The organism is Enterobacter roggenkampii, assembly GCF_001729805.1.
GTDB lineage: Bacteria > Pseudomonadota > Gammaproteobacteria > Enterobacterales > Enterobacteriaceae > Enterobacter > Enterobacter roggenkampii.
Genome location: NZ_CP017184.1, coordinates 34,453 through 55,989 on the forward strand (window position 1 = coordinate 34,453; position 21,537 = coordinate 55,989).

The window sequence follows — 21,537 nt, forward strand, 5'->3', positions numbered from 1 at the left end:
GCTGATTTTTACAATGCTGCAAAAATCAGCTCAGGAGTAAACCAACCATGCTGGCCTTCTTAAACCAGGTGCGCAAGCCGACTCTGGATCTGCCGCTCGACGTGCGGCGCAAGATGTGGTTCAAACCGTTCATGCAGTCCTATCTGGTGGTCTTCATCGGCTACCTGACCATGTATCTGATCCGCAAAAACTTTAACATCGCGCAGAACGACATGATCTCGACCTACGGGCTGAGCATGACGCAGCTGGGGATGATTGGCCTGGGCTTCTCCATCACCTACGGCGTGGGGAAAACCGTTGTCTCGTACTATGCAGACGGCAAAAACACCAAGCAGTTCCTGCCGTTTATGCTGATCCTCTCCGCCATCTGTATGCTCGGCTTCAGCGCCAGCATGGGCGCGGGTTCCGTTAGCCTGTTCCTGATGATCGCCTTCTACGCCCTGAGCGGTTTCTTCCAGAGTACCGGCGGGTCGTGCAGCTACTCCACCATTACCAAATGGACCCCGCGCCGCAAGCGTGGTTCCTACCTCGGCATGTGGAACATCTCCCACAACCTCGGCGGGGCGGGCGCGGCTGGCGTAGCGCTGTTCGGCGCAAACTACCTGTTCGACGGCCATGTGATCGGCATGTTTATCTTCCCGTCGATTATCGCCCTGATCGTCGGCTTTATCGGCCTGCGCTACGGCAGCGACTCCCCGGAATCGTACGGCCTCGGCAAAGCCGAAGAGCTGTTCGGCGAGGAGATCAGCGAAGAGGACAAAGAGACCGAAGAGAACGAGATGACCAAATGGCAGATCTTTGTTGAGTACGTGCTGAAAAACAAAGTGATCTGGCTGCTCTGCTTCTCGAATATTTTCCTGTACGTGGTGCGTATCGGCATTGACCAGTGGTCAACCGTGTATGCTTTCCAGGAGCTGAAGCTTTCTAAAGAAGTAGCAATTCAGGGCTTCACCCTGTTCGAAGTGGGCGCGCTGGTCGGCACGCTGCTGTGGGGCTGGCTCTCCGACCTCGCCAACGGCCGTCGCGCGCTGGTGGCCTGCATCGCGCTGGCGTTGATTATCGCCACCCTCGGCATCTACCAGCACGCCAGCAACCAGTACGTTTACCTCGCATCCCTGTTCGCGCTCGGCTTCCTGGTGTTTGGTCCGCAGCTGCTGATCGGCGTGGCGGCAGTGGGCTTCGTACCGAAAAAAGCGATCGGCGCCGCCGATGGGATTAAAGGCACCTTCGCCTATCTGATCGGCGACAGCTTTGCCAAGCTGGGTCTGGGGATGATCGCCGACGGCACGCCAATTTTCGGCCTCACCGGCTGGGCGGGCACCTTCGCGGCGCTGGATGCGGCAGCGATCGGCTGTATCGTCCTGATGGCGATGGTCGCGGTGCTGGAAGAACGTAAAATTCGCCGTGAAAATCGTGCGCAGAAATTAAAAACAGCCTGAGTGTGCAGGTAACGTCTTTGCCCGGTGTGTGATGCCGGGCTTTTTTCTTAAAAAAAGAGCATCCTTATTCAAATCAGAGATTTGTATTTACCCCGTTATCTCAACATGCAAACATTCTGATTTAACCACATTTTAAATCAGGTCTTTGTTATGGATAACTGGCTGGCGCTCTTTGACGGACAGACCCGTTACACCCTGGACATTACGGACTCCCGCGTCACGCCCGACGTGCTGCGTTTTAAGGGCCTAGAGGCGCTCAGCGAGCCCTTCCGCTGGACCATCGACTTCACCACACCGCAGGATAACCTCACCCCCGAAGAGGTACTGATGAAGTACGCCACCCTGCGCATGCGCAGCGGGAAGGCAGTGCACGGCATCATCACCCGTCTGGAGTGGCTTTCCACCACCGCCGACCAGTCGCATTACCAGGTGGGGCTGAGCTCCCGTCTGGCACTGCTCAGCCGCACCCGCCAGTGCCGCATTTTCCAGAACCAGTCCGTACCGGAGGTGGTGGAGCAGATTCTGCGTCAGCACGGTCTGGAGGGACCTGATTTTGACTTCTGCCTGGAGCGCACCTACCCGCCGCGTGAAATTATCACCCAGTGGCGGGAAACGGACCTGGAGTTTATCCAGCGCATTCTGTCTGAGGTGGGGATTTACTGGCGCACGGAGATGGATGACACCCGTGAAATGGATATGTACATTTTTGCCGACAGCCAGCTTAACTACCGGTTTGATGTGCGGCTGCCGTACCGCGAGCCCTCAGGCCTGTTTGACGGCGCGGCGGAATCGGTCTGGGATGTGCGGACCTGGCACAGGGTTGTCACCGGCACCGTCGCCACGCGGGATTACAACTACCGGACAGCCACCACGCCGATGGATGCGACGGTCAGTGTGCGTAACGATGCGGTCACCATCGGGGAACATTACCGCTACGCAGCGCCTTACCGTGACGCAGGTGACGACACCAGCCCTGAGCCGGAAACCGAATCCGGCGCTTTTTATGCCCGCATCCATCATGAGCGGGAACTGAACAAATCAGCCCGCATCCACCTGTTCAGCAATGCTGCCCACCTCACGCCCGGGCAGGTGCTGGAGCCGCAGGGCGATGTCATTACGGCCCTGAAAGAGGGTGTTGTCCTCACGCTTGTGGCCTTCCGGGGAGCCCGTGATTCCCGCCTGCACGTGTCGGTGTGGGGCATGCCCTACACTGAGCGCTACTGTTTCCGCCCGTCGGAAATTTCGCGCCCGGAAATCCACGGCACGCTTCCGGCCCGCATTGAGAGCCGGGAAAAGAACGATATTTACGCTCACCTTGACGAACAGGGGCGCTACCGGGTGAAGCTCGACTTCGACCGGGAAGGGACAGAACCCGGGTACGGCTACCTGTGGCTGCGGATGGCAAAGCCTTATGCCGGAGACACGCTGGGGTGGCATACGCCGCTCACCGACGGGACCGAAGTTGCGATAGCGTACAGCAACGGTGATATTGACCTGCCGTACATCGCGTATGCCCTGCACGACTCAGAACACCCCGACCCCGTCACCCGCGACAACCACACCCGCAACGTGCTGCGCACGCCCGCCAACAACAAGCTGCGGATGGAGGATAAGCGCGGGGAGGAGCACATCAAGCTCGCCACGGAGTACGGCAAGACGCAGCTGAACAGCGGGCATCTGGTGGACGCGCAGGAGCAGCCCCGGGGCAAAGGCTTTGAACTCCGGACCGATGAGCACGGTGTTATTCGCGTCGCAAAGGGGCTGTTTGTCACCGCGGACGGGCAGCAGAAGGCCGCAGGCGGGGTGCTGGAGATGAGCACGGCACTCAGGGAAATCGACGTCTGCCTGAAACAGCTTCAGCAGCTGGAGATGGCGGCAGAGCAGGCGCAGGCGCTGAAGGCAGATATCGACAGCCAGATACAGATGTTTGAGCAGCGCCTGAAGCCCCTTAACGAAACCCTGCTGTTCTCTGCCCCGGAAGGCGTTGCCGTGACCAGCGGGGAGCACATGCAGATGACAGCCACAAAAAACGTCGCCGTTAACGCCGGAGGGGATATCAGTGCCGGTGTCATGGGCAACATGACGGCGCTGGCGGGTGAAAAACTCGGGCTGTTTGCCAGAACGGGCCAGCTGAGCCTGAAAGCCAGTGAAGGCCCGGTGGAGATGCAGGCGCAGAACGGGAGAATGCAGCTGTTCGCGGAGAAGAAGCTCACCCTGTTGTCTGCGAGTGACATCACGTTTGCGGGCAAGAAGCGCATCACGCTCATCGGGGGCGGGAGCTACCTGCGGCTGGAGGCCGGGAAGGTGGAGTATGGTACGACAGCGATGTATATGCGGAAGGTTAAACGGACAATGGCAGCGGGGAAAAATACAATTGAAACTGATTTACCTTCTGTTGCTGGTGAAGTCTCAGATTTACCGTCCACTAAAAAAATTCTGTTCTCATAATCAAGGATTGAACGATGCATATTTCCCCTCCTATTTTATTACCATATTCCCCGAATGGCATTTTCAGCGACTGGATTTTTCAGTGCATGCCTGTCGATACTGCACGTAATTATCCCGTAAATCCTGCGGGTGCATGGCACGGGGGCATACATATTCCTCATACAGATATTTCCGTTGCACAGGCCAACCCCATCCGGGCAATTGCTGACGGTACTATTATTTATGCCAGGCCTCCGTCCGAAAACAAAGATAAAAAGCCACTGGCTTATAATGGGGAAACGGACGATGGGTGTGTACTGATCCGACATAAGATATTAATTGGTGATGATCCTGTCGAGTTTGTTTTTTATTCGTTAACCATGCACATGAAACAGGTTCGATTTGAAATTTTGTCTAATATTGGAAAGCTTATAAAACGTGAGCAAGTCTTAGGTACGTCGGGTGTCGTGGATGGAAAAAATGCATTCCACTTCCAGATTTGTTGCGAGCAAAAAATGCTCGATGTACTGTGTGGTCGAATTCATGGAGGGATAAATATTGCGTTCCCAGGAAGGGTTAAGCCTGTATACGGTAGTGAGTACTATTATTTCCCTGCGGGTACTCCTGTTTATGGGAATATTCCTAAAGGTTTTGTGCACGCTCCAGCGAACATCACGACGGAAGATTTATATATTATCAACTGTGGGGGAGATACAAAAACGCTGCGAAAAAAAGACGATGGTTTCTATGACCACCTCGGCAGTGTTGCTGTAGGCGTCAATTATATCAGCGAAGCATCAGGGGTTGATTTCCTGAAAAATGCCATGGGCTACAGTCATTGGGTTAAGATTGCGATCCCTGGTGGAAGTGGGTGGGTCGATGTCTGTACTAATAATATAATGACTTACAGCGAGGCCGAACTACCTGACTGGGCAGGATGGTCTCTGATTGATGACGATGCATCCAGCGATAGCCAGTGTAATTCAAAAATTATAAAAAAATTATATGCAGAAAAAAAGAATCATGATGCAAAAGATCTGCTTACACACTCAATTTGTAAGTTTCCATTCGAGTGGGATTTTTCAACATTCGATGCGCGTTTTTCATGGGTCAAAACAAAAACAGATCATCTACCCGAGCCATTGACCGATGATGATTACAATGAACTCAAGGAACACATTAAGTCGTTATGCTTCTTTGATAAATTGCCTGCTGAGGTACAGAAGGAACTCAGTGGTCAGGTTTGGCATTTTGAACCCCGAGTATTTATCACGCAGATACAAAAAGCAGAACGCCGTTTGATCTTTAAAACAATCAAAAAAATGAATGACTTCACTGCTGATGATATGCGGTACGGTGATATGGCGAAAGAGCAGATACTTGCTCAGGGAAAAATGAACAAAGTTGACATTTGGGGGCGGGAGTTTAAAGTTAACTTTTTTAATTTTGACAAAACTATTGATGAGCATTTTACGAGCATGGACAGTATGGGGTACTGGACTGCTTGGGGGGAATATTCAAGTCTTATAAATATCATGCTCAAAAAGTTTAAAGCGAACGAAGGTGGGGTTTTAAAGCATAATCTTTTGAATAAGGCATTTTCTGAACATGTAACTACAGTGGAATGTGTTAATAAAATTAAGGGGTTTATTAAATCATTACTTGATGACAATGGTTATATGAGTCTTACGGTTAATGACTTAAACGTGTTAAATGAAAAAATAAGGAATGGTGTTAAGCTTCCTAAATTCGATAACTATGATTGGTTTAATGGTTTAGGAATAACTATCCATGGTACTTATTCCACGCATATTTATCTTAATTATATAGACGTTAGTGACGGTAAATTTAAAGCCGAAATTTCATTTCAAATACAGGATCACTTTGGTTTAGATGTTGCTGATGTTAATGGGAAATGGTTTGAAGACTCTCCATGGTTTTGCTCATGGTTCATTCTTCAGCGTTATACTGAATATGGATATATGCCATTCATTAACGAGGCTGAGTTTACAATGGTTGTTGAAGGGTGAAAAATGAAATTTAAATATATTTTTTTAGTGATAATTATCGGCGTTATAATAAGCGTGATTAATTTGTTTTTAAAACCAGCAAAAATATCTGGAATATATCAAGATATAACTTATGATAAGCGCTGGGATAGTGAATGTAAATCAACTATTGTATTGGTAGATAATGCTCCGCTGACGAAATCAAACCTTACTAAATTATGGAGTCGAGAGAAAACATTCATTTTGGATCAGTGGAAGCCTTTTGTTAATAAATGCGATTATATACTTTTTATAAAAAACAAGATTGAGCCTCCTCATGATAGTGAGGAAGTTAAGTACTGGGTAGGCGATTATCAGTTATGTCTTAAAGGTAAGATAGATAATTGCATTTCGAAAGATGAAAGGTTGTTTTATATAGGCATTGATAAGCAGATATATGGCGATAGATTGATCGGGGAGTTTGGCAATAAAAAACTTTATATAAGTTTTGTGGACTGAATATTTTATTCTACCGATTTGATGTGCGTCTGCCGTACCGCGAGCTATCGGGTCTGTTTGACGGGGCGGCAGAATCGGTCTGGGATGTGCGGACACTAGCACAGTGTTGCCACCGTACCGTCGCCACGCGGGATTACAACTACCGGACAGCCACCACGCCGATGGATGCTACAGTGAGCGTACGCAGTAAGACAAGCACTACAGCTACGCAGCACCGTACCGGAAGGCGGACGATGACAACGCCACCAGCAGGCAAGGCTGAACGATAGCGCTCGGCAGTGCATGGTATCGTCCATGGATGGTTTGGGAGCAGTGATAAGAACGATATTTCATACTACCTTTACCCCGCTTTACACACCCGCTCCTCTCCATGCTCTACAGTGTTTTTGCTGCCGCCTTTCGTGCAGCCTTAGCCCCTTTTGCTAACGGAGAGCTTGCATGTTGACCCAACGATTGTCCTGCCTGGCGCTGCTGATGGCGCTGGCCTCCCCCGCAATGGCCGCTAATGCCCCCACGTACGGCGAGAAGCTGGAAGGTTTTGACTACGGCTGGCCGGTAGAACACTTTACCTTTACCTCGCAGAACCAGCCTCTGGATATGGCTTACCTGGACGTGAAGCCGGAAAAACCCAACGGCCGCACCGTGGTGCTGATGCACGGCAAAAACTTCTGCGCCGGAACCTGGGACGGCACTATTCGCGCGCTGTCGGCCAGCGGCTATCGCGTGATTGCACCCGACCAGATTGGTTTCTGTAAATCCACCAAGCCGGCGCATTATCAGTACACCTTCCAGCAGCTGGCGGACAACACCCACGCGCTGCTGACATCGCTTGGCGTCGATCGCGCGACGGTTATCGGCCACTCTACCGGCGGCATGCTGGCGACCCGCTACGCGCTGATGTGGCCGCAGCAGGTAGAGCAGCTGGTGATGGTCAACCCGATAGGGCTTGAAGACTGGAAAGCGCGCGGCGTGCCGCATATCACGGTTGACCAGTGGTACCAGCGCGAGCTGAAGGTCAGCGCCGACGGCATTCGTCAGTACGAGAAAAACACCTACTACGCCGGGGAGTGGAAGCCGGAGTACGAGCGCTGGGTCACCATGCTCGCCGGGCTGAACAACGGGCCGGGCAAAGTGCGCGTGGCGTGGAACTCGGCGCTGCTCTACGACATGATTTACACCCAGCCGGTTATCTATGAATTTAGCGACCTGAAGATGCCGGTATTATTGATGATCGGCACAACGGACAACACCGCCATCGGGAAAGACCTAGCCCCGCCGGAGATCCGCATGACGCTCGGCAATTATGCGGTGCTGGGCAAAGAGACGGCGAAGCGCCTCCCGCACGCGACGCTGGTAGAATTTAACGACATGGGCCACGCGCCGCAGATGCAGGATCCGCAACGCTTCCACGAGGCGCTGTTGAAAGGGCTTCAGGCTCGCTGACGGGTTTCCAGCAACAGCCCGCGCAGGCACGCCTGCGCGGATCTGCTTTCATCGCATTTATCCAGCTTTTTTCGATTCACTATTCTGGCGCTGCCCGCTGTCGGCGCGTGGTGTTTCCCGCTAAGATGGGCGGCTAGTCTAAGGAGAACGCATGGTCTGGATAATGCTGGCAACGCTTGCCGTGGTCTTTGTGGTGGGATTTCGCGTCCTGACCTCAGATTCCCGCCGCGCCATCAAACGTTTAAGCGAGCGTCTTGGCATCACCCCGATGCCGGTTGAGTCGATGATCGATCAGTTCGGTAAAACGCCGGGCAATGAGTTTATCCGCTACCTTGAACGGCCGGACGAGGCGCATCTGCAAAACGCCGCGCAGGTGCTGCTGATCTGGCAGGTCTGCATTGTCGACGGCAGCGAGGAGAACCTGCACGCCTGGCACCGCATGCTGCGTAAAGCCCGCCTGGCCGCGCCCATTACCGATGCGCAAATTCGTCTGGCGCTTGGCTTTATGCGCGAGATGGAGCCCGATCCGCAGGAGCTGAACGCCTTCCAGCTACGCTATAACCAGCTCTTCCTGCCGGAAGAGGGCGTGTTTTACCTGCACTGATCCCCTGTAAAAACGACAAAAGTTGTCTAAACGTTAAATTCGTCACACTTTTGATGATAAACTGCGCGACTTTTCCGCACGTTTTTATCTTCAGGTGACGCCATGACAGAACATATCCAGCCCACGACCCGACCGCAGACCAAAGAGGTTACTCGCCCCAACTGGTCGGCGGTTTTCTCCGTGGCGTTCTGCGTCGCCTGCCTGATTACCGTTGAGTTTCTGCCGGTGAGCCTGCTGACGCCAATGGCGCAGGATCTGGGCATTTCCGAAGGCGTGGCGGGGCAGTCCGTTACCGTCACCGCCTTTGTGGCGATGTTTGCCAGCCTGTTTATCACCCAGGTGATTGGCACCATCGACCGCCGCAAGGTGGTCATTCTGTTCAGCGTGCTGCTGACGCTCTCCTGCCTGCTGGTCTCCTTCGCGGAAAGCTTCACCCTGCTGCTGCTCGGTCGCGCCTGCCTGGGGCTGGGGCTCGGCGGCTTCTGGGCGATGTCGGCCTCGCTCACCATGCGCCTGGTGCCGGCGCGTACGGTGCCGAAGGCCCTGTCCGTTATCTTTGGCGCGGTCTCCATCGCGCTGGTGATCGCCGCGCCGTTAGGCAGCTTCCTCGGCGGGATTATCGGCTGGCGTAACGTCTTCAACGCCGCGGCGGTGATGGGCCTGCTCTGCATCATTTGGGTGTGGAAAGCGCTGCCGTCCCTGCCGGGCGAAGCGGCGCACCATAAGCAGAACATGTTCGCGCTGCTCAAGCGCCCCGGCGTGCTGGCGGGGATGACCGCCATCTTTATGGCCTTTGCCGGGCAGTTTGCCTTCTTTACCTATATCCGCCCGGTGTTTATGACCATGGCGGGCTTTGACGTGGACGGTCTGACGCTGGTGCTGCTGAGCTTCGGTATCGCCAGCTTTGTCGGTACTTCGCTGTCGTCCCAGTTCCTGAAACGCTCCCTGAAAGTGGCGCTGGCGGGTGCGCCGCTGGTGCTGGCGGCGAGCGCCACGGTGCTGGTGCTGTGGGGCAGCGATAAGTGGGTCGCGTCTGCCATTGCGATTATCTGGGGCTTTGCCTTTGCGCTGGTGCCGGTGGGCTGGTCGACGTGGATCACCCGCTCGCTTGCCGATCAGGCGGAAAAAGCCGGGTCGATTCAGGTGGCGGTGATCCAGCTGGCGAACACCTGCGGCGCGGCCATTGGCGGCGTGGCGCTTGACCATCTGGGGCTAACGTCACCGCTGGTGATTTCCGGCACGCTGATGCTGCTGACGGCGCTGCTGGTGGCAGGGAAGGTTAAAGCGAAGTAGTGTTTTTCTCCCTCTCCCGTGGGAGAGGGTTGGGGTGAGGGCATCAGGCTACGCCGATGCCTTAACCCTTCTACGCGAATCCATCGAAATCAGCACCACCGACGACACGATCAGCAGCGTCCCCAGCCAGTCCGGCAGGGTAAACGCCACGCCCAGCAAAATCACCGACAGCAGCGCGCTGCTCAAGGGTTCGGCGCAGCTCAGGATGCTCGCCTTCGGCCCGCCGATCATCTGTGCGCCTTTCAGATACAGGCTGAACGTCAGCGCGGTGCCAATCACCACCAGGTAGAAAAACGCCAGCAGCAGGCCGCCGTCGATCACGAAGGTGGTGCCGCGTCCGGCGTAGAACGGCGTCAGCATTAATCCGGCAATCAACATACTCCAGCCGACAATCGGCAATGTGCCGTAACGGGCAATCAGCGTTGACGGATAGGTGGTGTAAAACGCGGCGGCAAACGCCGAGGCGATGCCGAAGAACAGGGCGGCAGGCGAGATGGAGAGCGAGGTTGGGTCGCCGTGGGTGACCAGCAGGAACGTCCCGACAAGCGAGGTCACAATCGCGGACAAAACAAACACGCCGGGGCGCTTTTTCCGCGCCAGCGCGAACCATGCCACGATAATCGTTGGCGACAGAAACTGCAGCACGGTGGCCGTCGCGGCGTTGGATTTTTCAATCGTCAGCAGGAAGGTGAGCTGCACGGTGAGCGCGCCGACCAGCGAGAAAAACAGCAGGCTGAGGGCGTCTTTGCGATGCTTGATGACCGAGAAAATTTTGTCGCCGTGAACGAAGGAGAGCGTCAGCAGGATCACGCCGGTAAACAGCAGGCGAACCATGGTCAGGTAAGGCGAAGAAATGTGGCTTTTCTCCATGATGTACTGCGCGCAAACGCCGGAACTGCCCCATAAAACGGCGGCGATCAGGACGTTCAGCATCCCTTTACGTGTGGAACCCATTTTCTCCCCTGTTATGTTGGTTTTTTTGTAGCATAACATGGGATCTTGCCGGGTGGCGCTACGCTTACCCGGCCTACAAAACCTTGTAGGCCCGTGCAAGCGCAGCGCCGCCGGGCGAAACAAACGACGCTCTACTAGAACCACGCCTCCCACATCGCGCCGACGTTGAAGTCGTCGAGCGTCTCGTCTTTGGTGTTGTTCACGCGCGCGGTGCGTGCGTTATCCACCTTGCCGCCGGTCACGTAGAAGCGCAGCATCGGACGGAACTCCGGCCCCATGGCGATAGACATGTTCTGCGACAGGGTCAGCTTCCAGCCTTTGTTGTCGCCGCCGTTGTCGTAATCCACGTGCTGCCAGCCCGCTTCCAGCCAGGTAGAGTGAACGTCGTTCCACCAGTGCATCGGGCGCACGATGGCGTTGTAGTTCTTACGGTTGTCGGTCTTATCACGGCTGTTGTCGTAGTCGTGGAAGGCGAGGATGTACTCCACCTGCGTGGCCTGGGTGAATTTGTACAGCCCTTCGAAACTGGCGTAGACCGTGGTCAGGTCTTCGGTTTTATTGAACACGCTGTTGTCCGAGTTATCGGAGTAGCGGGCAATCACCTTGTTCACGCCGCTGTCGTTGGTATGGCTCAGCACCACGCCACCCTGCCAGGCGTTCAGACGCTCGTCGCTCTCTACCGCTTTTGAATCAAAGCCGTAGTTGGCGTACAGCTCCAGATCCAGCGGACCGAGCTTCATACCGTGGATTTTAGAGGTGGCCGCGTAGTTACCTTTGTCGCCCGTGCCGGACCCGCCGGTACAGGTGATGCGTGACGGGTTCGCTTCGTCTTCCATCACTTCCGGGCTACAGGATTCCACTGCCGCCACGGCAGCGACGTCAAACTGCACGCCGCCGATATCGAAGTTCTTCACCCCGGCGCCCTGGCCGTCGTGGTTCATCCAGAAGTAATCGTTGATGCCCTGCTGCGGACGCTGGTGGAAGTCGCGACCGGCCCAGAAATAGGCGTTCGGGTTGGAGGCCATAATGTTGGTCACCCCCGCGTAGGCTTTTTTCAGGTTAACTTCGTCGCCCCAGTGGTCGATCATCACGTTGATGTCCCAGATGGCGCCGTTTTCGCCCTTGAAGGCCTTGGAGAGCTGGAACTCGCCGCCGTTGCCTTCGTTACCCAGACGACCGATCGCGGACGCGCCGTTGTAGGAGCCATCCACCGCCACGTATTTCTGATCGGCGGCCTGGAAGTGTGCGCCGTAGCGGGCGTAGCCGGTAAATTTAATCCCGAACGGAATCGCCATGTCCGGGGATTGCGCCGCGCTCTGCGGCTCGGTCACCACGTCCGCTTTTTTCGCGACGGCGGCATCCATTTTGGCCTGACGTTCGGCCAGGGCTTTATCCACCGCTTTCGCCACAATGGCGTCGATTTGCTCCTGCGTGAATTCCTGGGCGAGCACGGAAATTGGGCAAAGCGCGGCGATAACCGCCATGGTTAATGGAAGTTTTTTAATCGTATTCATGGTTATCTCAATATAGTTTAATTTTATTCAGACAATAACCATCCCGCTCCGATCTGACAGAATATGTCGCTATCATCAGAACAAGTGGATTTCTAGTTTTAGGTACAGAGGTATTACAGTAATTTATTTCGCCATAGACTATCTCTGATATAAATGAATAATTTCTTCGGATAATTCACGCGCTAATAAGGAGTTCATTAAATGATCCTGCGCATGCACCATAATTAAGGTCATCGGCTGGCGGGCTTCGCCCGCGTCCTGCTCGATCAGTTTGGTCTGCATCTTATGCGCCTGACGCGCGTAGCCGTCGGCTTCGCGCAGCAGGCTTTTGGCCTCGTCAATGTTGCCCTGACGCGCCGCGTGCAGCGCTTCAAAGCACAGGCTGCGGGACTGCCCGGCATTGACGATAATTTCCATTACGGCTTCTTCTAGTGCGATCATCATCATTACTCTTTATCAAAGCTATTATTTAAGGCGGTGGCGGCAAACCACTCCCCGCTTTTCTTAATGGTGCGCTGCTGCGTCTCCAGATCGAGCTGGATAAATCCGTAGCGGTTTTTATAGGCATTGCACCACGACCAGTTATCAATAAATGTCCACATATGGTAGCCAAGACAATTACACTCTTCGCTTATGCCTTTATGCAGCCACGTTAAATGCTCAGATATAAAATCAATGCGGTATTGATCGTTAATCTGGCCATTTTCAATAAAACGTTGCTCGTTTTCGACGCCCATGCCGTTTTCAGAAATAAAGCAGCGGGGGTTGCCGTAATTGTCGCGCAGGTTAACCAGAATATCGTAAATACCCGGCGCGTAGATTTCCCAGCCGCGGTAGGGGTTCATCTTGCGGCCCGGCATTTCGTAGCTATCAAAGAACCATTCCGGCATAAACGGCGACTGCGGGTTCACCGCGCTGTCGCGACACTTCACGCGGCGCGGCTGATAGTAGTTAATGCCGAGCAGGTCGATTTTCCCTTCCGCAATCAGGAAACCGTCTTCCGGCTTGCAGGCGGGCAGCTGGTCGTAAGATTTCAGCAGCGCCACCAGATCGGCCGGGTATTCGCCGCGCAGGACCGGGTCGAGGAAGCTGCGGTTAAACATCAGATCCGCAACGTGCGCCGCCTTCACGTCTGCCGGGTTCTGCGAACGCGGATACGACGGCGTCAGGTTCAGCACGATGCCGATCTCCCCCGCGTAGTGCCCGGCGCGGTAGGCCTGAACCGCCTTCGCATGGGCCAGCACCGTGTGATACGCCACGGTGGCCGCCCGGCGGAAATCCACTACGTTGGGGTAGTGGAAGTCGTACAGATAACCGCCTTCCACCGGCACGATCGGCTCGTTGAAGGTAAACCAGTGCAGCACGCGGTCGCCGAACAGCTCGAAGCAAATCTGCGCATAGCGGGCGTACGCGTCCACCACGTCACGGTTTTCCCAGCCGCCTATCTCCTGCATCGCCATCGGCATGTCGAAATGGAACAGGGTGATAAACGGCGTGATGCCCTGTTCATTCAGCTCATCAATGACCTGATTATAAAAATCGACCGCGTCCGGGTTCACTTCACCGATACCATCGGGGATCAGGCGCGCCCAGCTAATCGAGGTACGAAAGCTGTTGTGGTTCAGCTGTTTTAACAGCTGAATGTCCGTTTTCCAGTGCTGATAAAACGTGGAGGTGTGCTGCGGCCCCACGCCGTTGTGAAAACGGTTCGGCTCGCGGGCAAACCAGTAGTCCCACGTGGTTTCACCCTCTCGTGTCCCTTCCGTCTGGAGAGCGGAGCTTGCGCTGCCCCACCAGAAGTTATCGGGAAATGCGTATTTCATGACCCTTCCTCTTTGACTTAATTGCTTGTGGCTTCAGCGGCACCCACGGCTGCAGCCTGGGCTTTCTGCTCTTCGTTTTTAATCAGCGTACGCTCATAGGCGCGCAGGAACGGCAGGTACATCAGCGCCGACATCACCATGCAGACGAGGCACATCACCACCGGGCTCAGCGCCCAGTTCGCCGCCCACGAGGCGCCAATCGGCGCGGGCGTAGTCCACGGGGTTAACGAGACCACCTGTGCCAGCCAGCCGAGCTTCGTGGCGCCGTACGCCAGGCAGGCGTTGACCAGCGGAACGAACACGAACGGGATAAACAGCATCGGGTTCATGATGATCGGCGCGCCGAACAGAATCGGCTCGTTGATGTTAAAGAAGCTTGGCACCACGCCCATTTTGCCGATGGTGCGCAGGTGGGTAACGCGGCTGCGCAGCAGCAGGAAGGCCAGCGGCAGGGTGGAACCGACGCCGCCAATCAGCAGGTAGTGATCCCAGAAGCCCTGCAGATAAACGTGCGGCAGCGCCGCGCCTGCGGCCAGTGCCGCCTGGTTTGCCGAGAGGTTCGCCATCCAGAACGGGTTCATGATGCCGGTAACAATCAGCGAGCCGTGGATACCCGCGAACCAGAAGATCTGGCACAGCAGCACGGAGAGCAGAATGGCGGGCAGGGAGTCAGACGCGGACACCAGCGGCTCCAGCAGGTGCATGATCGCCTGCGGGATAATCATCCCGGTCTGCGCTTCAATGAACAGGTTCAGCGGGTGCAGCGTGCCGATCACCACCATCACCGGGATCAGGATCTCAAACGAACGCGCCACGCCGGTGGGCACTTCCTTCGGCAGGCGGATGGTGACGTTGTTCTGCTTCAGCCAGGCGTACACGCGGGTTGAGTAAATGGCGGTGATCAGCGCGGTGAAGATGCCCTGGCCGGAGAGGTACTGGGTTGAGATTTTGCCGTCGGCATACGGCGCGGCGACCAGCAGGAAGGCCATAAAGGCCAGCAGGCCGGACATCACCGGGTCGAGGTTAAACTGACGCCCCAGGCTCGCCCCAATCCCTACCGAGATGAAGAAGGTCATCACGCCCATGCTGAGGTTAAACGGCAGCATCAGCTGTTCGCGGTAGGTTTGGGAGAAATCCAGCCAGCCGCGGGCGAAGCTGTTAGTGGTATCCGCCGAGAACGGCGGAAAGATGAACACCAGCATAAACGAGCCGATGATCATAAACGGCAGCGCGGCGGTAAAGCCGTCGCGGATGGCAATCACGTACTTTTGCTGACCGAGCTTCGCGGCCAGCGGGGTAATTGACTGCTCAATCACCGCAACCATGGATTGATATAACGAACTCATGTGAACACCTTTTAGTGTGCCGCTTCGATGAGCGACAGAGCAAAGTCCAGTACTTTATCGCCACGCTGCATGCCGTAGTCCATCATGTCGATGGGCTGCACCGGAATGCCATGCGTCGCCGCCTTGTCTGAGAGTGTCTGTAACATGTATTTCACTTGCGGTCCGAGAAGTACCACCTGGTATTGCGGAAACTGCGTATCAAATTCGGAAACACCGTACGCATCAATCTTCACCGGCAAACCACGTTCTTTCGCGACATCGACCATTTTGCTGACCAACAGGCTGGTGGACATCCCGGCAGAGCAGCACAGCATAATCTTGAACATCGACAACCATCCTCTAAATGTAAAAAGTTATTGCGAGGATGATTGGACATGATACGGAAACCGGTTTCCATTCATAAAAGACAGAACTGTGACAACCATCAAGATCCAATACTTATGAGGCTAATTAACCGGATGCAGGTCACATAATTTGGCTGTTTTGACATCATTTGGAGTGGAAACGGAAAATCGGTTTCCATGGAAAACGGAAACGGATATACTCCGCTCTGGCTATAATGTGAGCCGAAGCGGTCATGGAATTTGCAGGCGCGAGGTAAGCCTGCCAGGGGAAAGAGATGTCGACAATCAATGATGTATCACGTCTTGCCGGGGTGTCTAAAGCCACGGTATCGCGAGTGTTGAGTGGGTCGCGTGGCGTAAAGGAAGCCAGCCGTCAGGCCGTTCTGAAGGCAGTGGATGAGCTTAACTACCGGCCTAATGTGATTGCCCAGTCGCTGCTGAGCCAGTCGACGGGCTGTATCGGGGTGATTTGCGCCCAGGAAAACATTAACCAGACCACCGGTTATCTCTACGCGCTGGAAAAACAGCTCAGCCAGCATCAAAAACACCTGCTGCTGCGTTTCGCGCACAGCAAAGCGGAAGTGATGCACGCTCTTGAGGAATTCTCCTGCGGGCTTTGCGATGACATCCTGGTGATTGGCGCGCGTTTCCCGCTGGACGTCGACATGGACAACGTCATTCTGGTGGACTGCATGGAGTCTGATAATTCCAACAGCATCCAGTTCGATCACGCCTTTGCCGCCGAAACCGCCTGTAACTACCTGACCAGCCAGGGGCGACGCCAGATTGCCCTGATCCATCCGCACGGCAGCGGTTTTGCTGACCAGGTGCTGCTCGGCTACAAGCACGCGCTGGAGAAAAATTTCCTGCCCTTTAATCGCAACCTTGTGTTCATGGACGCGACCTCGTCGTCCGTTGCGCTACAGGAGCTGCTGAATAACGCCAGCACGCTGAACTTCAACGCGCTGCTGGTGGCGGACGAGCAGGAAGCCCAGCGGGTGATCCCGCAGCTGCAGGCGTTTAATAAATCCGTGCCGGACGACATTATGGTCTTTAGCCTGGCCGGATCGCTGCACCTGCCGGGTATTCCGGTGATCCCGGCGATTGAATATTCTATGGATGCGATGGCGGCGCGTATCGTGAGCTGGCTGACGGAGAAAACGCAGATGCTGGGCTCGTATGTGCTGCGCGGGGATTTGATCATTCCAGACGTGCGTAAGCGTTAAACATGTTGTGTAGGCCGGGTAAGGCGCAGCCGCCACCCGGCGAGAAGCACGTTTCCAGCCCTCAATAATCTTCCATACAATCCACCTGACCAATTGCCGCCCAGTAGGCGTCCAGGTTGTCACGCTTCACGGCGGTAACGGCATTTTTGATCAGCAGCTGATTGGCCTCTGACGACAAAATCATCCCCTGCCAGGCCTTATCGCTCTGCTTTTTCTGTGGCGTACAGGTTTTCTTAATATCTTTCAGGACCTGTTGCTTAATCTGCGCCTCTTTCGCCGGATCGTCCTTTTCCTGAGCATGGACAAACGCGGCGAACAGCAGACAAACCAGCAGGCAGACAAGGTGTGCAGCTTTCATCAACAACCCCCTTTTGACGTCACAGGCTTCCCATGAAATATATCGTTACATTCAGTGTAGCGACGCCAGCCGAAAGTATGAATTTTCTCCACGTTGCGTGTGTGAGATAGTGAAACGGCACAGATAACAAGGAGAAAAATATGCACCTGAGCATTACTCATGCGGTTACGGCGCAGGAAAAAGAAGAGTTACTCACGGGCCTGAGAGCCTACAATGCGCAGTTTCTGGATCTCTCCACATTCAGCGGGGATATTGGCGTTTACGTGCGGGACGACATCGGCACCATGCTCGGCGGGCTCATTGGGGTGCGTAAAGGCGACTGGCTGAATATCGACTTTCTCTGGGTGAGCGATGCCGTACGCGGATCCGGCGTGGGCAGCCAGCTCATCGAAACGGCGGAAGATGAAGCCAGACGCAAAGGCTGCAAGCACGCGCTGGTGGATACCGCCAGCTTCCAGGCGCGTCCGTTCTATGAAAAACAGGGGTACCAGCTGCAGATGTCTTTGCAGGATTATCCGTACCCGGGCATGCAGCGACATTACCTGGCGAAAGCCCTTTAAGCCCGTTTCTGTCATTATGCATTCTGCTATTTATTGCGAGCCGCTTTCCTAATTTAAAACGTGTTGCTTGTCTTCTTTTCGGGCCGTGGCGCATGCTTTGGCCTGGTCAAGTCATCCATGGAGATAGCAATGGAACGCACAGCAAAACTATTCAAAAAGGGTCAGAATCAGGCCGTTATGCTGCCTGCTGAATTCGCGTTTAATGCGGAGAGCGTCTACATCCGACGGGATGAGGAGGGGAATGTCGTTTTGGCGGCAAAACCTGTTCTAATAAAGAGCTGGGATAATTTTCTCCGCATGCTGGCAGAAACGGACGTACCAGATACGTTTTTGAGCAAGGAGGAACGCAATCAGAGTGTTACGACAAGAGACCCTCTGGATGGAGCATGCTCATGAGACATATGCTGGATACGAATATTGTGAGTCACTTGTTTAAACGACACCCGGAGGTTGTAAGCAGAATGACATGTCTGGCGCCGGGTGACGTTTGTATCTCAAGCATAACCGAAGCGGAATTGCTGTATGGTGCTGACAAGAAGAAAAGCAGTAGATTGAAAGAAACAATCCGGGAGTTTCTCAATACCATCACGATTTGCGACTGGGACAGCGACGCCGCAGCAACGTACGGTGAACTCCGTGCAACCCTGGAAAAGAAAGGGAAAGTGATGGGGGATCTCGATCAACTGATCGCTGCACATGCTATCAGTCGGGGAACAACGATCGTTACTAACGATCGTGCATTCAGAATGGTGCAGGAGCTTGCCGTCGAGGACTGGACGACAACGTTGTGATCCCTGATGCCCGGTGGTGCAGCGCCACCCGGCCATACCCGCATATAACCGATCCTTCTTATTGATTCTTTTTCGGTTTTTATTTCACCGCCTCGTTGTCGATATAGTCACTACAACATTCAGCAAAAGGAACTGTCTTGTGAAACGTCGATTGGGTGCTCTGGTACTGGCTGGCCTACTGCTGGCCGGGTGCGATCAAAGTGGCAGCGATGCCAAACACATTAAAGTCGGCGTCATCAACGGCGCCGAGCAGGACGTGGCGGAAGTCGCCAAAAAGGTGGCGAAAGAGAAATATGGCCTGGACGTGGAGCTGGTGGGCTTCAGCGGCTCGCTGTTGCCTAACGATGCCACCAACCAGGGGGAACTGGATGCCAACGTCTTCCAGCATCGCCCGTTCCTTGCAGAGGATAATAAGGCGCATGGCTACAAGCTGGTGGCCGTGGCGAACACCTTTGTCTTCCCGATGGCCGGCTATTCCCGCAAAATCAAATCCGTGTCTGGCCTGAAGGACGGCGCAACCATTGCCATTCCAAACGACCCGACCAACCTTGGCCGCGCGCTGTTGCTGCTGCAAAAAGAGAAGCTCATCACCCTGAAGCCAGATACCGGGCTGCTGCCGACGGCGCTGGATATTACCGCCAACCCTAAGCAGCTGAAAATCATGGAGCTCGAAGGGGCGCAGCTGCCGCGCGTGCTGGACGACCCGAAAGTGGATGTCGCCATCATCAGCACCACCTATATCCAGCAAACCGGGCTGTCGCCGGTGCATGACAGCGTCTTTATCGAAGACAAAAATTCGCCGTACGTGAACATCGTGGTGACGCGCGAAGACAACAAAGACGCGGAGAACGTGAAGGAATTTATCCAGTCGTATCAGTCGCCTGAAGTGGCGAAAGCGGCGGAGACGATCTTTAATGGCGGGGCGGTGCCGGGCTGGTAAAAGTACCCGCATAAAGCACGGTGACGTAAATTGGCCCGATTTCATCGGTAATCGCTCTTTAACCCACAGCGTGCCGCGCGACGGCTGGCTATCCTCCTTATCACACCAATCGGAGGATAGCCCATGAACATCACCCACATTCGCAACGCCACCCAGCTGATTACCTACGCCGGAAAACGTTTTTTAATCGACCCTATGCTGGCTCCGCAGGGCGCTTATCCGGGCTTCCCCGGCACGGCCCATGCCGAACGCCGTAACCCGACGGTCGAACTCCCCGTAGACGTCAACACGCTGCTGGACGCCGATGCGGTGATCGTCACCCATACCCATGACGATCACTGGGATCGCGCCGCGGCGGAGCTGATCGCCAAAGATAAACCGATCTACGTGCAAAACGAGCGTGATGCCGCGCTGCTGCGCAGCCAGGGGTTTAGCAACCTGACGGTCATGACTGACGCAACCACCTTTGGTGATATCCGGATAGCGAAAACCCACGGCGGTCAGCACGGTACCGATCGCGCATACGCCGTGCCCGAACTGGCGGAGCGGCTGGGCGAGGCCTGTGGCGTGGTGCTGCGTCATCCTGATGAGAAGACGCTCTACCTTGCCGGGGATACCGTCTGGCGTGACGAGGTGGCGGCCGATCTGCAAAAGCACCAGCCGGACGTGGTGGTGCTGAACGCTGGCTATGCCCACGTCATTGGTTTTGGGCCCATTATTATGGGGCAGGAAGATGTGCTTAACGTTCATTTCCTGCTGCCGCAGGCCAACATTGTGGCGAGCCATATGGAGGCCATTAACCACTGCCTGTTGACCCGCAGCGCGCTGCGTGAGTACGTAGAAGCCAACCAGGTGAGTGACGCGGTGAGTATTCCTGAGGATGGCGAAACCGTTATATTCTGAGTGTCTAAAGGGGAAAGGAGAGACAAATGTCGCTAGTCAACGTCGCGATTGTCGCAGTAGACGGGTTCAGCCCGTTCCACTACTCCGTTCCCTGCATTCTGTTTGGCGACTCGGTCTCCGGAGAAAAGCGCTTTAACGTGACGATCTGCGCCGAAACGCCAGGGTTCCTCACCTCAAAAGACGGATTTGCCCTCAACGCCACGCAGGATTTTACCGCCATTGGGCAGGCCGATATTGTTGTCGTTCCCTACTGGCAGCACGTTCTTGAACGCCCGCCCCAGACGCTGCTCGACAGCCTGGTACAGGCGAGGGACCACGGTGCGGAAATCGTCGGGCTGTGTCTGGGGGCGTTTGTGCTGGCCTGGGCGGGGATCCTCGACGGCAAACGCGCGGCCACCCACTGGGAGTTCGAACGTCAATTTCAGTCGCTCTTCCCGAACGTTCAGCTGGATATTAATGCCCTTTACGTGGATGACGGCAATATCATTACCTCTGCCGGGACTGCCGCCGCGCTGGACTGCTGCCTGTATATCATTCGCCAGCGCTTTGGCAGCGTGGTTGCTAACCAGATTGCCCGCCGGATGATTGTTCCGCCCCACCGCGAGGGCGGGCAGGCGCAGTTCATCGCCCAGCCGGTGCCTAAAGATACCCGCGACGGACGCATTAACTGCCTGATCGACTACCTGCAGCAGCACATCACCGAACAACATAGTCTGGACTCGCTGGCTGAGGTGGTCTCGATGAGCCGCCGCACCCTGACCCGTCACTTTGTGAACGCTACAGGGATGAGCGTCGCCGACTGGCTGACCGCCGAACGCCTGCGGCGCAGCCAAATCCTGCTGGAAGCCGGAAATATGCCGATTGAACGCGTGGCTGAGCTGGTGGGATTTAATTCCGCCGTCACCTGGCGACAGCAGTTTAAGGCGCGTTTTGGGGTGAGTCCGGCGGAGTGGCGAAAGACGTTTCGGCTTCATGCCTAGTGTATTACGGCTAACTCAAGATTTAAGGGTGAGTTAAATCCTTTCTTATTTTCTCTTAATATCCTTCTCACTCTTCTGAAATAAC

The 21,537-nt window shown here is 55.0% G+C and carries 21 protein-coding genes and 1 pseudogene; 15 read left to right on the forward strand and 7 right to left on the reverse strand.

Translation table 11 applies throughout. The features are described from left to right. The first annotated feature begins 47 nt into the window (after window positions 1-47). The 8 genes and pseudogenes from uhpT (at window position 48) to nepI (ending at window position 9,713) form a co-directional block, all read left to right on the forward strand. On the forward strand, window positions 48-1,439 hold the full coding sequence (uhpT, locus tag BFV67_RS00170) for a hexose-6-phosphate:phosphate antiporter (RefSeq protein ID WP_025910697.1): 1,392 nt from the start codon (window positions 48-50) through the stop codon (window positions 1,437-1,439). A 150-nt stretch (window positions 1,440-1,589) separates the two neighbouring features. Then, window positions 1,590-3,887, forward strand: a complete 2,298-nt coding sequence (locus BFV67_RS00175) for a type VI secretion system Vgr family protein (protein WP_069597706.1) — start codon at window positions 1,590-1,592, stop codon at window positions 3,885-3,887. 14 nt (window positions 3,888-3,901) lie between these two features. Beyond that, window positions 3,902-5,896, forward strand: coding sequence for a DUF3289 family protein (locus tag BFV67_RS00180; RefSeq protein ID WP_069597707.1), 1,995 nt, complete (start codon window positions 3,902-3,904; stop codon window positions 5,894-5,896). A 3-nt stretch (window positions 5,897-5,899) separates the two neighbouring features. Beyond that, on the forward strand, window positions 5,900-6,373 hold the full coding sequence (locus tag BFV67_RS00185) for a hypothetical protein (protein ID WP_069597708.1): 474 nt from the start codon (window positions 5,900-5,902) through the stop codon (window positions 6,371-6,373). Window positions 6,374-6,378: 5 nt separating this feature from the next. Continuing rightward, window positions 6,379-6,611 (forward strand): annotated as a pseudogene (locus tag BFV67_RS24850) (type VI secretion system tip protein VgrG); the annotation flags it as partial. Window positions 6,612-6,811: 200 nt separating this feature from the next. Beyond that, window positions 6,812-7,816, forward strand: coding sequence for an alpha/beta fold hydrolase (locus BFV67_RS00190; protein WP_069597709.1), 1,005 nt, complete (start codon window positions 6,812-6,814; stop codon window positions 7,814-7,816). Between the two features lie 151 nt (window positions 7,817-7,967). Next, the gene (locus BFV67_RS00195) at window positions 7,968-8,420 is read left to right on the forward strand and encodes a DUF1198 domain-containing protein (RefSeq protein WP_021242696.1); all 453 of its coding nucleotides are present in this window, start codon (window positions 7,968-7,970) and stop codon (window positions 8,418-8,420) included. Between the two features lie 102 nt (window positions 8,421-8,522). Further along, complete coding sequence (gene nepI, locus BFV67_RS00200) at window positions 8,523-9,713, forward strand: purine ribonucleoside efflux pump NepI (protein WP_025910692.1); 1,191 nt, start codon at window positions 8,523-8,525, stop codon at window positions 9,711-9,713. A gap of 48 nt (window positions 9,714-9,761) precedes the next feature. Here the strand turns inward: nepI and BFV67_RS00205 are convergent, their stop codons facing one another. From BFV67_RS00205 to BFV67_RS00230, 6 genes are all read right to left on the reverse strand, one after another. Beyond that, complete coding sequence (locus BFV67_RS00205) at window positions 9,762-10,667, reverse strand: EamA family transporter (protein ID WP_023345167.1); 906 nt, start codon at window positions 10,665-10,667, stop codon at window positions 9,762-9,764. 134 nt (window positions 10,668-10,801) lie between these two features. Further along, window positions 10,802-12,181 carry a carbohydrate porin gene (locus tag BFV67_RS00210; RefSeq protein ID WP_023326394.1) on the reverse strand — a complete coding sequence of 460 codons (1,380 nt, stop codon included), beginning with the start codon at window positions 12,179-12,181 and terminating at the stop codon, window positions 10,802-10,804. A gap of 138 nt (window positions 12,182-12,319) precedes the next feature. Beyond that, window positions 12,320-12,622 (reverse strand): PTS lactose/cellobiose transporter subunit IIA, encoded by a 303-nt coding sequence (locus BFV67_RS00215; RefSeq protein ID WP_008500136.1) that lies wholly within the window; start codon window positions 12,620-12,622, stop codon window positions 12,320-12,322. 5 nt (window positions 12,623-12,627) lie between these two features. Beyond that, complete coding sequence (locus BFV67_RS00220) at window positions 12,628-14,004, reverse strand: glycoside hydrolase family 1 protein (protein WP_069597710.1); 1,377 nt, start codon at window positions 14,002-14,004, stop codon at window positions 12,628-12,630. A gap of 17 nt (window positions 14,005-14,021) precedes the next feature. Beyond that, window positions 14,022-15,350: a PTS sugar transporter subunit IIC gene (locus BFV67_RS00225; RefSeq protein WP_023326395.1), complete on the reverse strand. Its 1,329-nt coding sequence runs from the start codon at window positions 15,348-15,350 to the stop codon at window positions 14,022-14,024. Window positions 15,351-15,361: 11 nt separating this feature from the next. Then, window positions 15,362-15,676: a PTS sugar transporter subunit IIB gene (locus tag BFV67_RS00230; protein WP_008500132.1), complete on the reverse strand. Its 315-nt coding sequence runs from the start codon at window positions 15,674-15,676 to the stop codon at window positions 15,362-15,364. A 293-nt stretch (window positions 15,677-15,969) separates the two neighbouring features. Between BFV67_RS00230 and BFV67_RS00235 the strand changes: the two genes are divergently transcribed. Further along, a complete protein-coding gene (locus tag BFV67_RS00235; RefSeq protein WP_069597711.1) occupies window positions 15,970-16,920 on the forward strand; it encodes a LacI family DNA-binding transcriptional regulator in 951 nt (316 codons plus the stop codon). A 61-nt stretch (window positions 16,921-16,981) separates the two neighbouring features. On the opposite strand, the gene BFV67_RS00240 is transcribed toward BFV67_RS00235, so the two are convergent. Next, complete coding sequence (locus BFV67_RS00240; protein WP_059365122.1) at window positions 16,982-17,278, reverse strand: YicS family protein; 297 nt, start codon at window positions 17,276-17,278, stop codon at window positions 16,982-16,984. Window positions 17,279-17,418: 140 nt separating this feature from the next. Here BFV67_RS00240 and BFV67_RS00245 point away from each other — a divergent pair, with 140 nt between their 5' ends. The 6 genes from BFV67_RS00245 to BFV67_RS00270 all read left to right on the forward strand — a co-directional run bounded on the left by BFV67_RS00245 (window position 17,419) and on the right by BFV67_RS00270 (window position 21,452). Next, window positions 17,419-17,838, forward strand: coding sequence for a GNAT family N-acetyltransferase (locus BFV67_RS00245; protein ID WP_069597712.1), 420 nt, complete (start codon window positions 17,419-17,421; stop codon window positions 17,836-17,838). A 129-nt stretch (window positions 17,839-17,967) separates the two neighbouring features. After that, window positions 17,968-18,234: an antitoxin gene (locus BFV67_RS00250; RefSeq protein ID WP_047748111.1), complete on the forward strand. Its 267-nt coding sequence runs from the start codon at window positions 17,968-17,970 to the stop codon at window positions 18,232-18,234. Then, complete coding sequence (locus BFV67_RS00255; protein ID WP_023293716.1) at window positions 18,231-18,629, forward strand: type II toxin-antitoxin system VapC family toxin; 399 nt, start codon at window positions 18,231-18,233, stop codon at window positions 18,627-18,629. The genes BFV67_RS00250 and BFV67_RS00255 overlap by 4 nt, the downstream gene beginning before the upstream one ends. Before the next feature lie 139 nt (window positions 18,630-18,768). After that, complete coding sequence (gene nlpA, locus BFV67_RS00260) at window positions 18,769-19,569, forward strand: lipoprotein NlpA (protein ID WP_023293717.1); 801 nt, start codon at window positions 18,769-18,771, stop codon at window positions 19,567-19,569. A gap of 123 nt (window positions 19,570-19,692) precedes the next feature. Next, a complete protein-coding gene (locus BFV67_RS00265; protein WP_069597713.1) occupies window positions 19,693-20,472 on the forward strand; it encodes an MBL fold metallo-hydrolase in 780 nt (259 codons plus the stop codon). Window positions 20,473-20,498: 26 nt separating this feature from the next. Continuing rightward, on the forward strand, window positions 20,499-21,452 hold the full coding sequence (locus tag BFV67_RS00270) for a GlxA family transcriptional regulator (protein ID WP_069597714.1): 954 nt from the start codon (window positions 20,499-20,501) through the stop codon (window positions 21,450-21,452). Window positions 21,453-21,537 lie beyond the last annotated feature (85 nt).

Coding starts and splice junctions, on each gene's coding strand:
- BFV67_RS00195 (WP_021242696.1), top strand. CDS start 7,968: ATGGTCTGGATAATGCTGGCAACGCTTGCCGTGGTCTTTGTGGTGGGA.
- BFV67_RS00225 (WP_023326395.1), bottom strand. CDS start 15,350: ATGAGTTCGTTATATCAATCCATGGTTGCGGTGATTGAGCAGTCAATT.
- BFV67_RS00270 (WP_069597714.1), top strand. CDS start 20,499: ATGTCGCTAGTCAACGTCGCGATTGTCGCAGTAGACGGGTTCAGCCCG.
- BFV67_RS00240 (WP_059365122.1), bottom strand. CDS start 17,278: ATGAAAGCTGCACACCTTGTCTGCCTGCTGGTTTGTCTGCTGTTCGCC.
- BFV67_RS00220 (WP_069597710.1), bottom strand. CDS start 14,004: ATGAAATACGCATTTCCCGATAACTTCTGGTGGGGCAGCGCAAGCTCC.
- uhpT (WP_025910697.1), top strand. CDS start 48: ATGCTGGCCTTCTTAAACCAGGTGCGCAAGCCGACTCTGGATCTGCCG.
- BFV67_RS00265 (WP_069597713.1), top strand. CDS start 19,693: ATGAACATCACCCACATTCGCAACGCCACCCAGCTGATTACCTACGCC.
- BFV67_RS00230 (WP_008500132.1), bottom strand. CDS start 15,676: ATGTTCAAGATTATGCTGTGCTGCTCTGCCGGGATGTCCACCAGCCTG.
- BFV67_RS00180 (WP_069597707.1), top strand. CDS start 3,902: ATGCATATTTCCCCTCCTATTTTATTACCATATTCCCCGAATGGCATT.
- BFV67_RS00175 (WP_069597706.1), top strand. CDS start 1,590: ATGGATAACTGGCTGGCGCTCTTTGACGGACAGACCCGTTACACCCTG.
- BFV67_RS00215 (WP_008500136.1), bottom strand. CDS start 12,622: ATGATCGCACTAGAAGAAGCCGTAATGGAAATTATCGTCAATGCCGGG.
- BFV67_RS00255 (WP_023293716.1), top strand. CDS start 18,231: ATGAGACATATGCTGGATACGAATATTGTGAGTCACTTGTTTAAACGA.
- BFV67_RS00205 (WP_023345167.1), bottom strand. CDS start 10,667: ATGGGTTCCACACGTAAAGGGATGCTGAACGTCCTGATCGCCGCCGTT.
- BFV67_RS00250 (WP_047748111.1), top strand. CDS start 17,968: ATGGAACGCACAGCAAAACTATTCAAAAAGGGTCAGAATCAGGCCGTT.
- BFV67_RS00245 (WP_069597712.1), top strand. CDS start 17,419: ATGCACCTGAGCATTACTCATGCGGTTACGGCGCAGGAAAAAGAAGAG.
- nepI (WP_025910692.1), top strand. CDS start 8,523: ATGACAGAACATATCCAGCCCACGACCCGACCGCAGACCAAAGAGGTT.
- BFV67_RS00190 (WP_069597709.1), top strand. CDS start 6,812: ATGTTGACCCAACGATTGTCCTGCCTGGCGCTGCTGATGGCGCTGGCC.
- BFV67_RS00235 (WP_069597711.1), top strand. CDS start 15,970: ATGTCGACAATCAATGATGTATCACGTCTTGCCGGGGTGTCTAAAGCC.
- BFV67_RS00185 (WP_069597708.1), top strand. CDS start 5,900: ATGAAATTTAAATATATTTTTTTAGTGATAATTATCGGCGTTATAATA.
- BFV67_RS00210 (WP_023326394.1), bottom strand. CDS start 12,181: ATGAATACGATTAAAAAACTTCCATTAACCATGGCGGTTATCGCCGCG.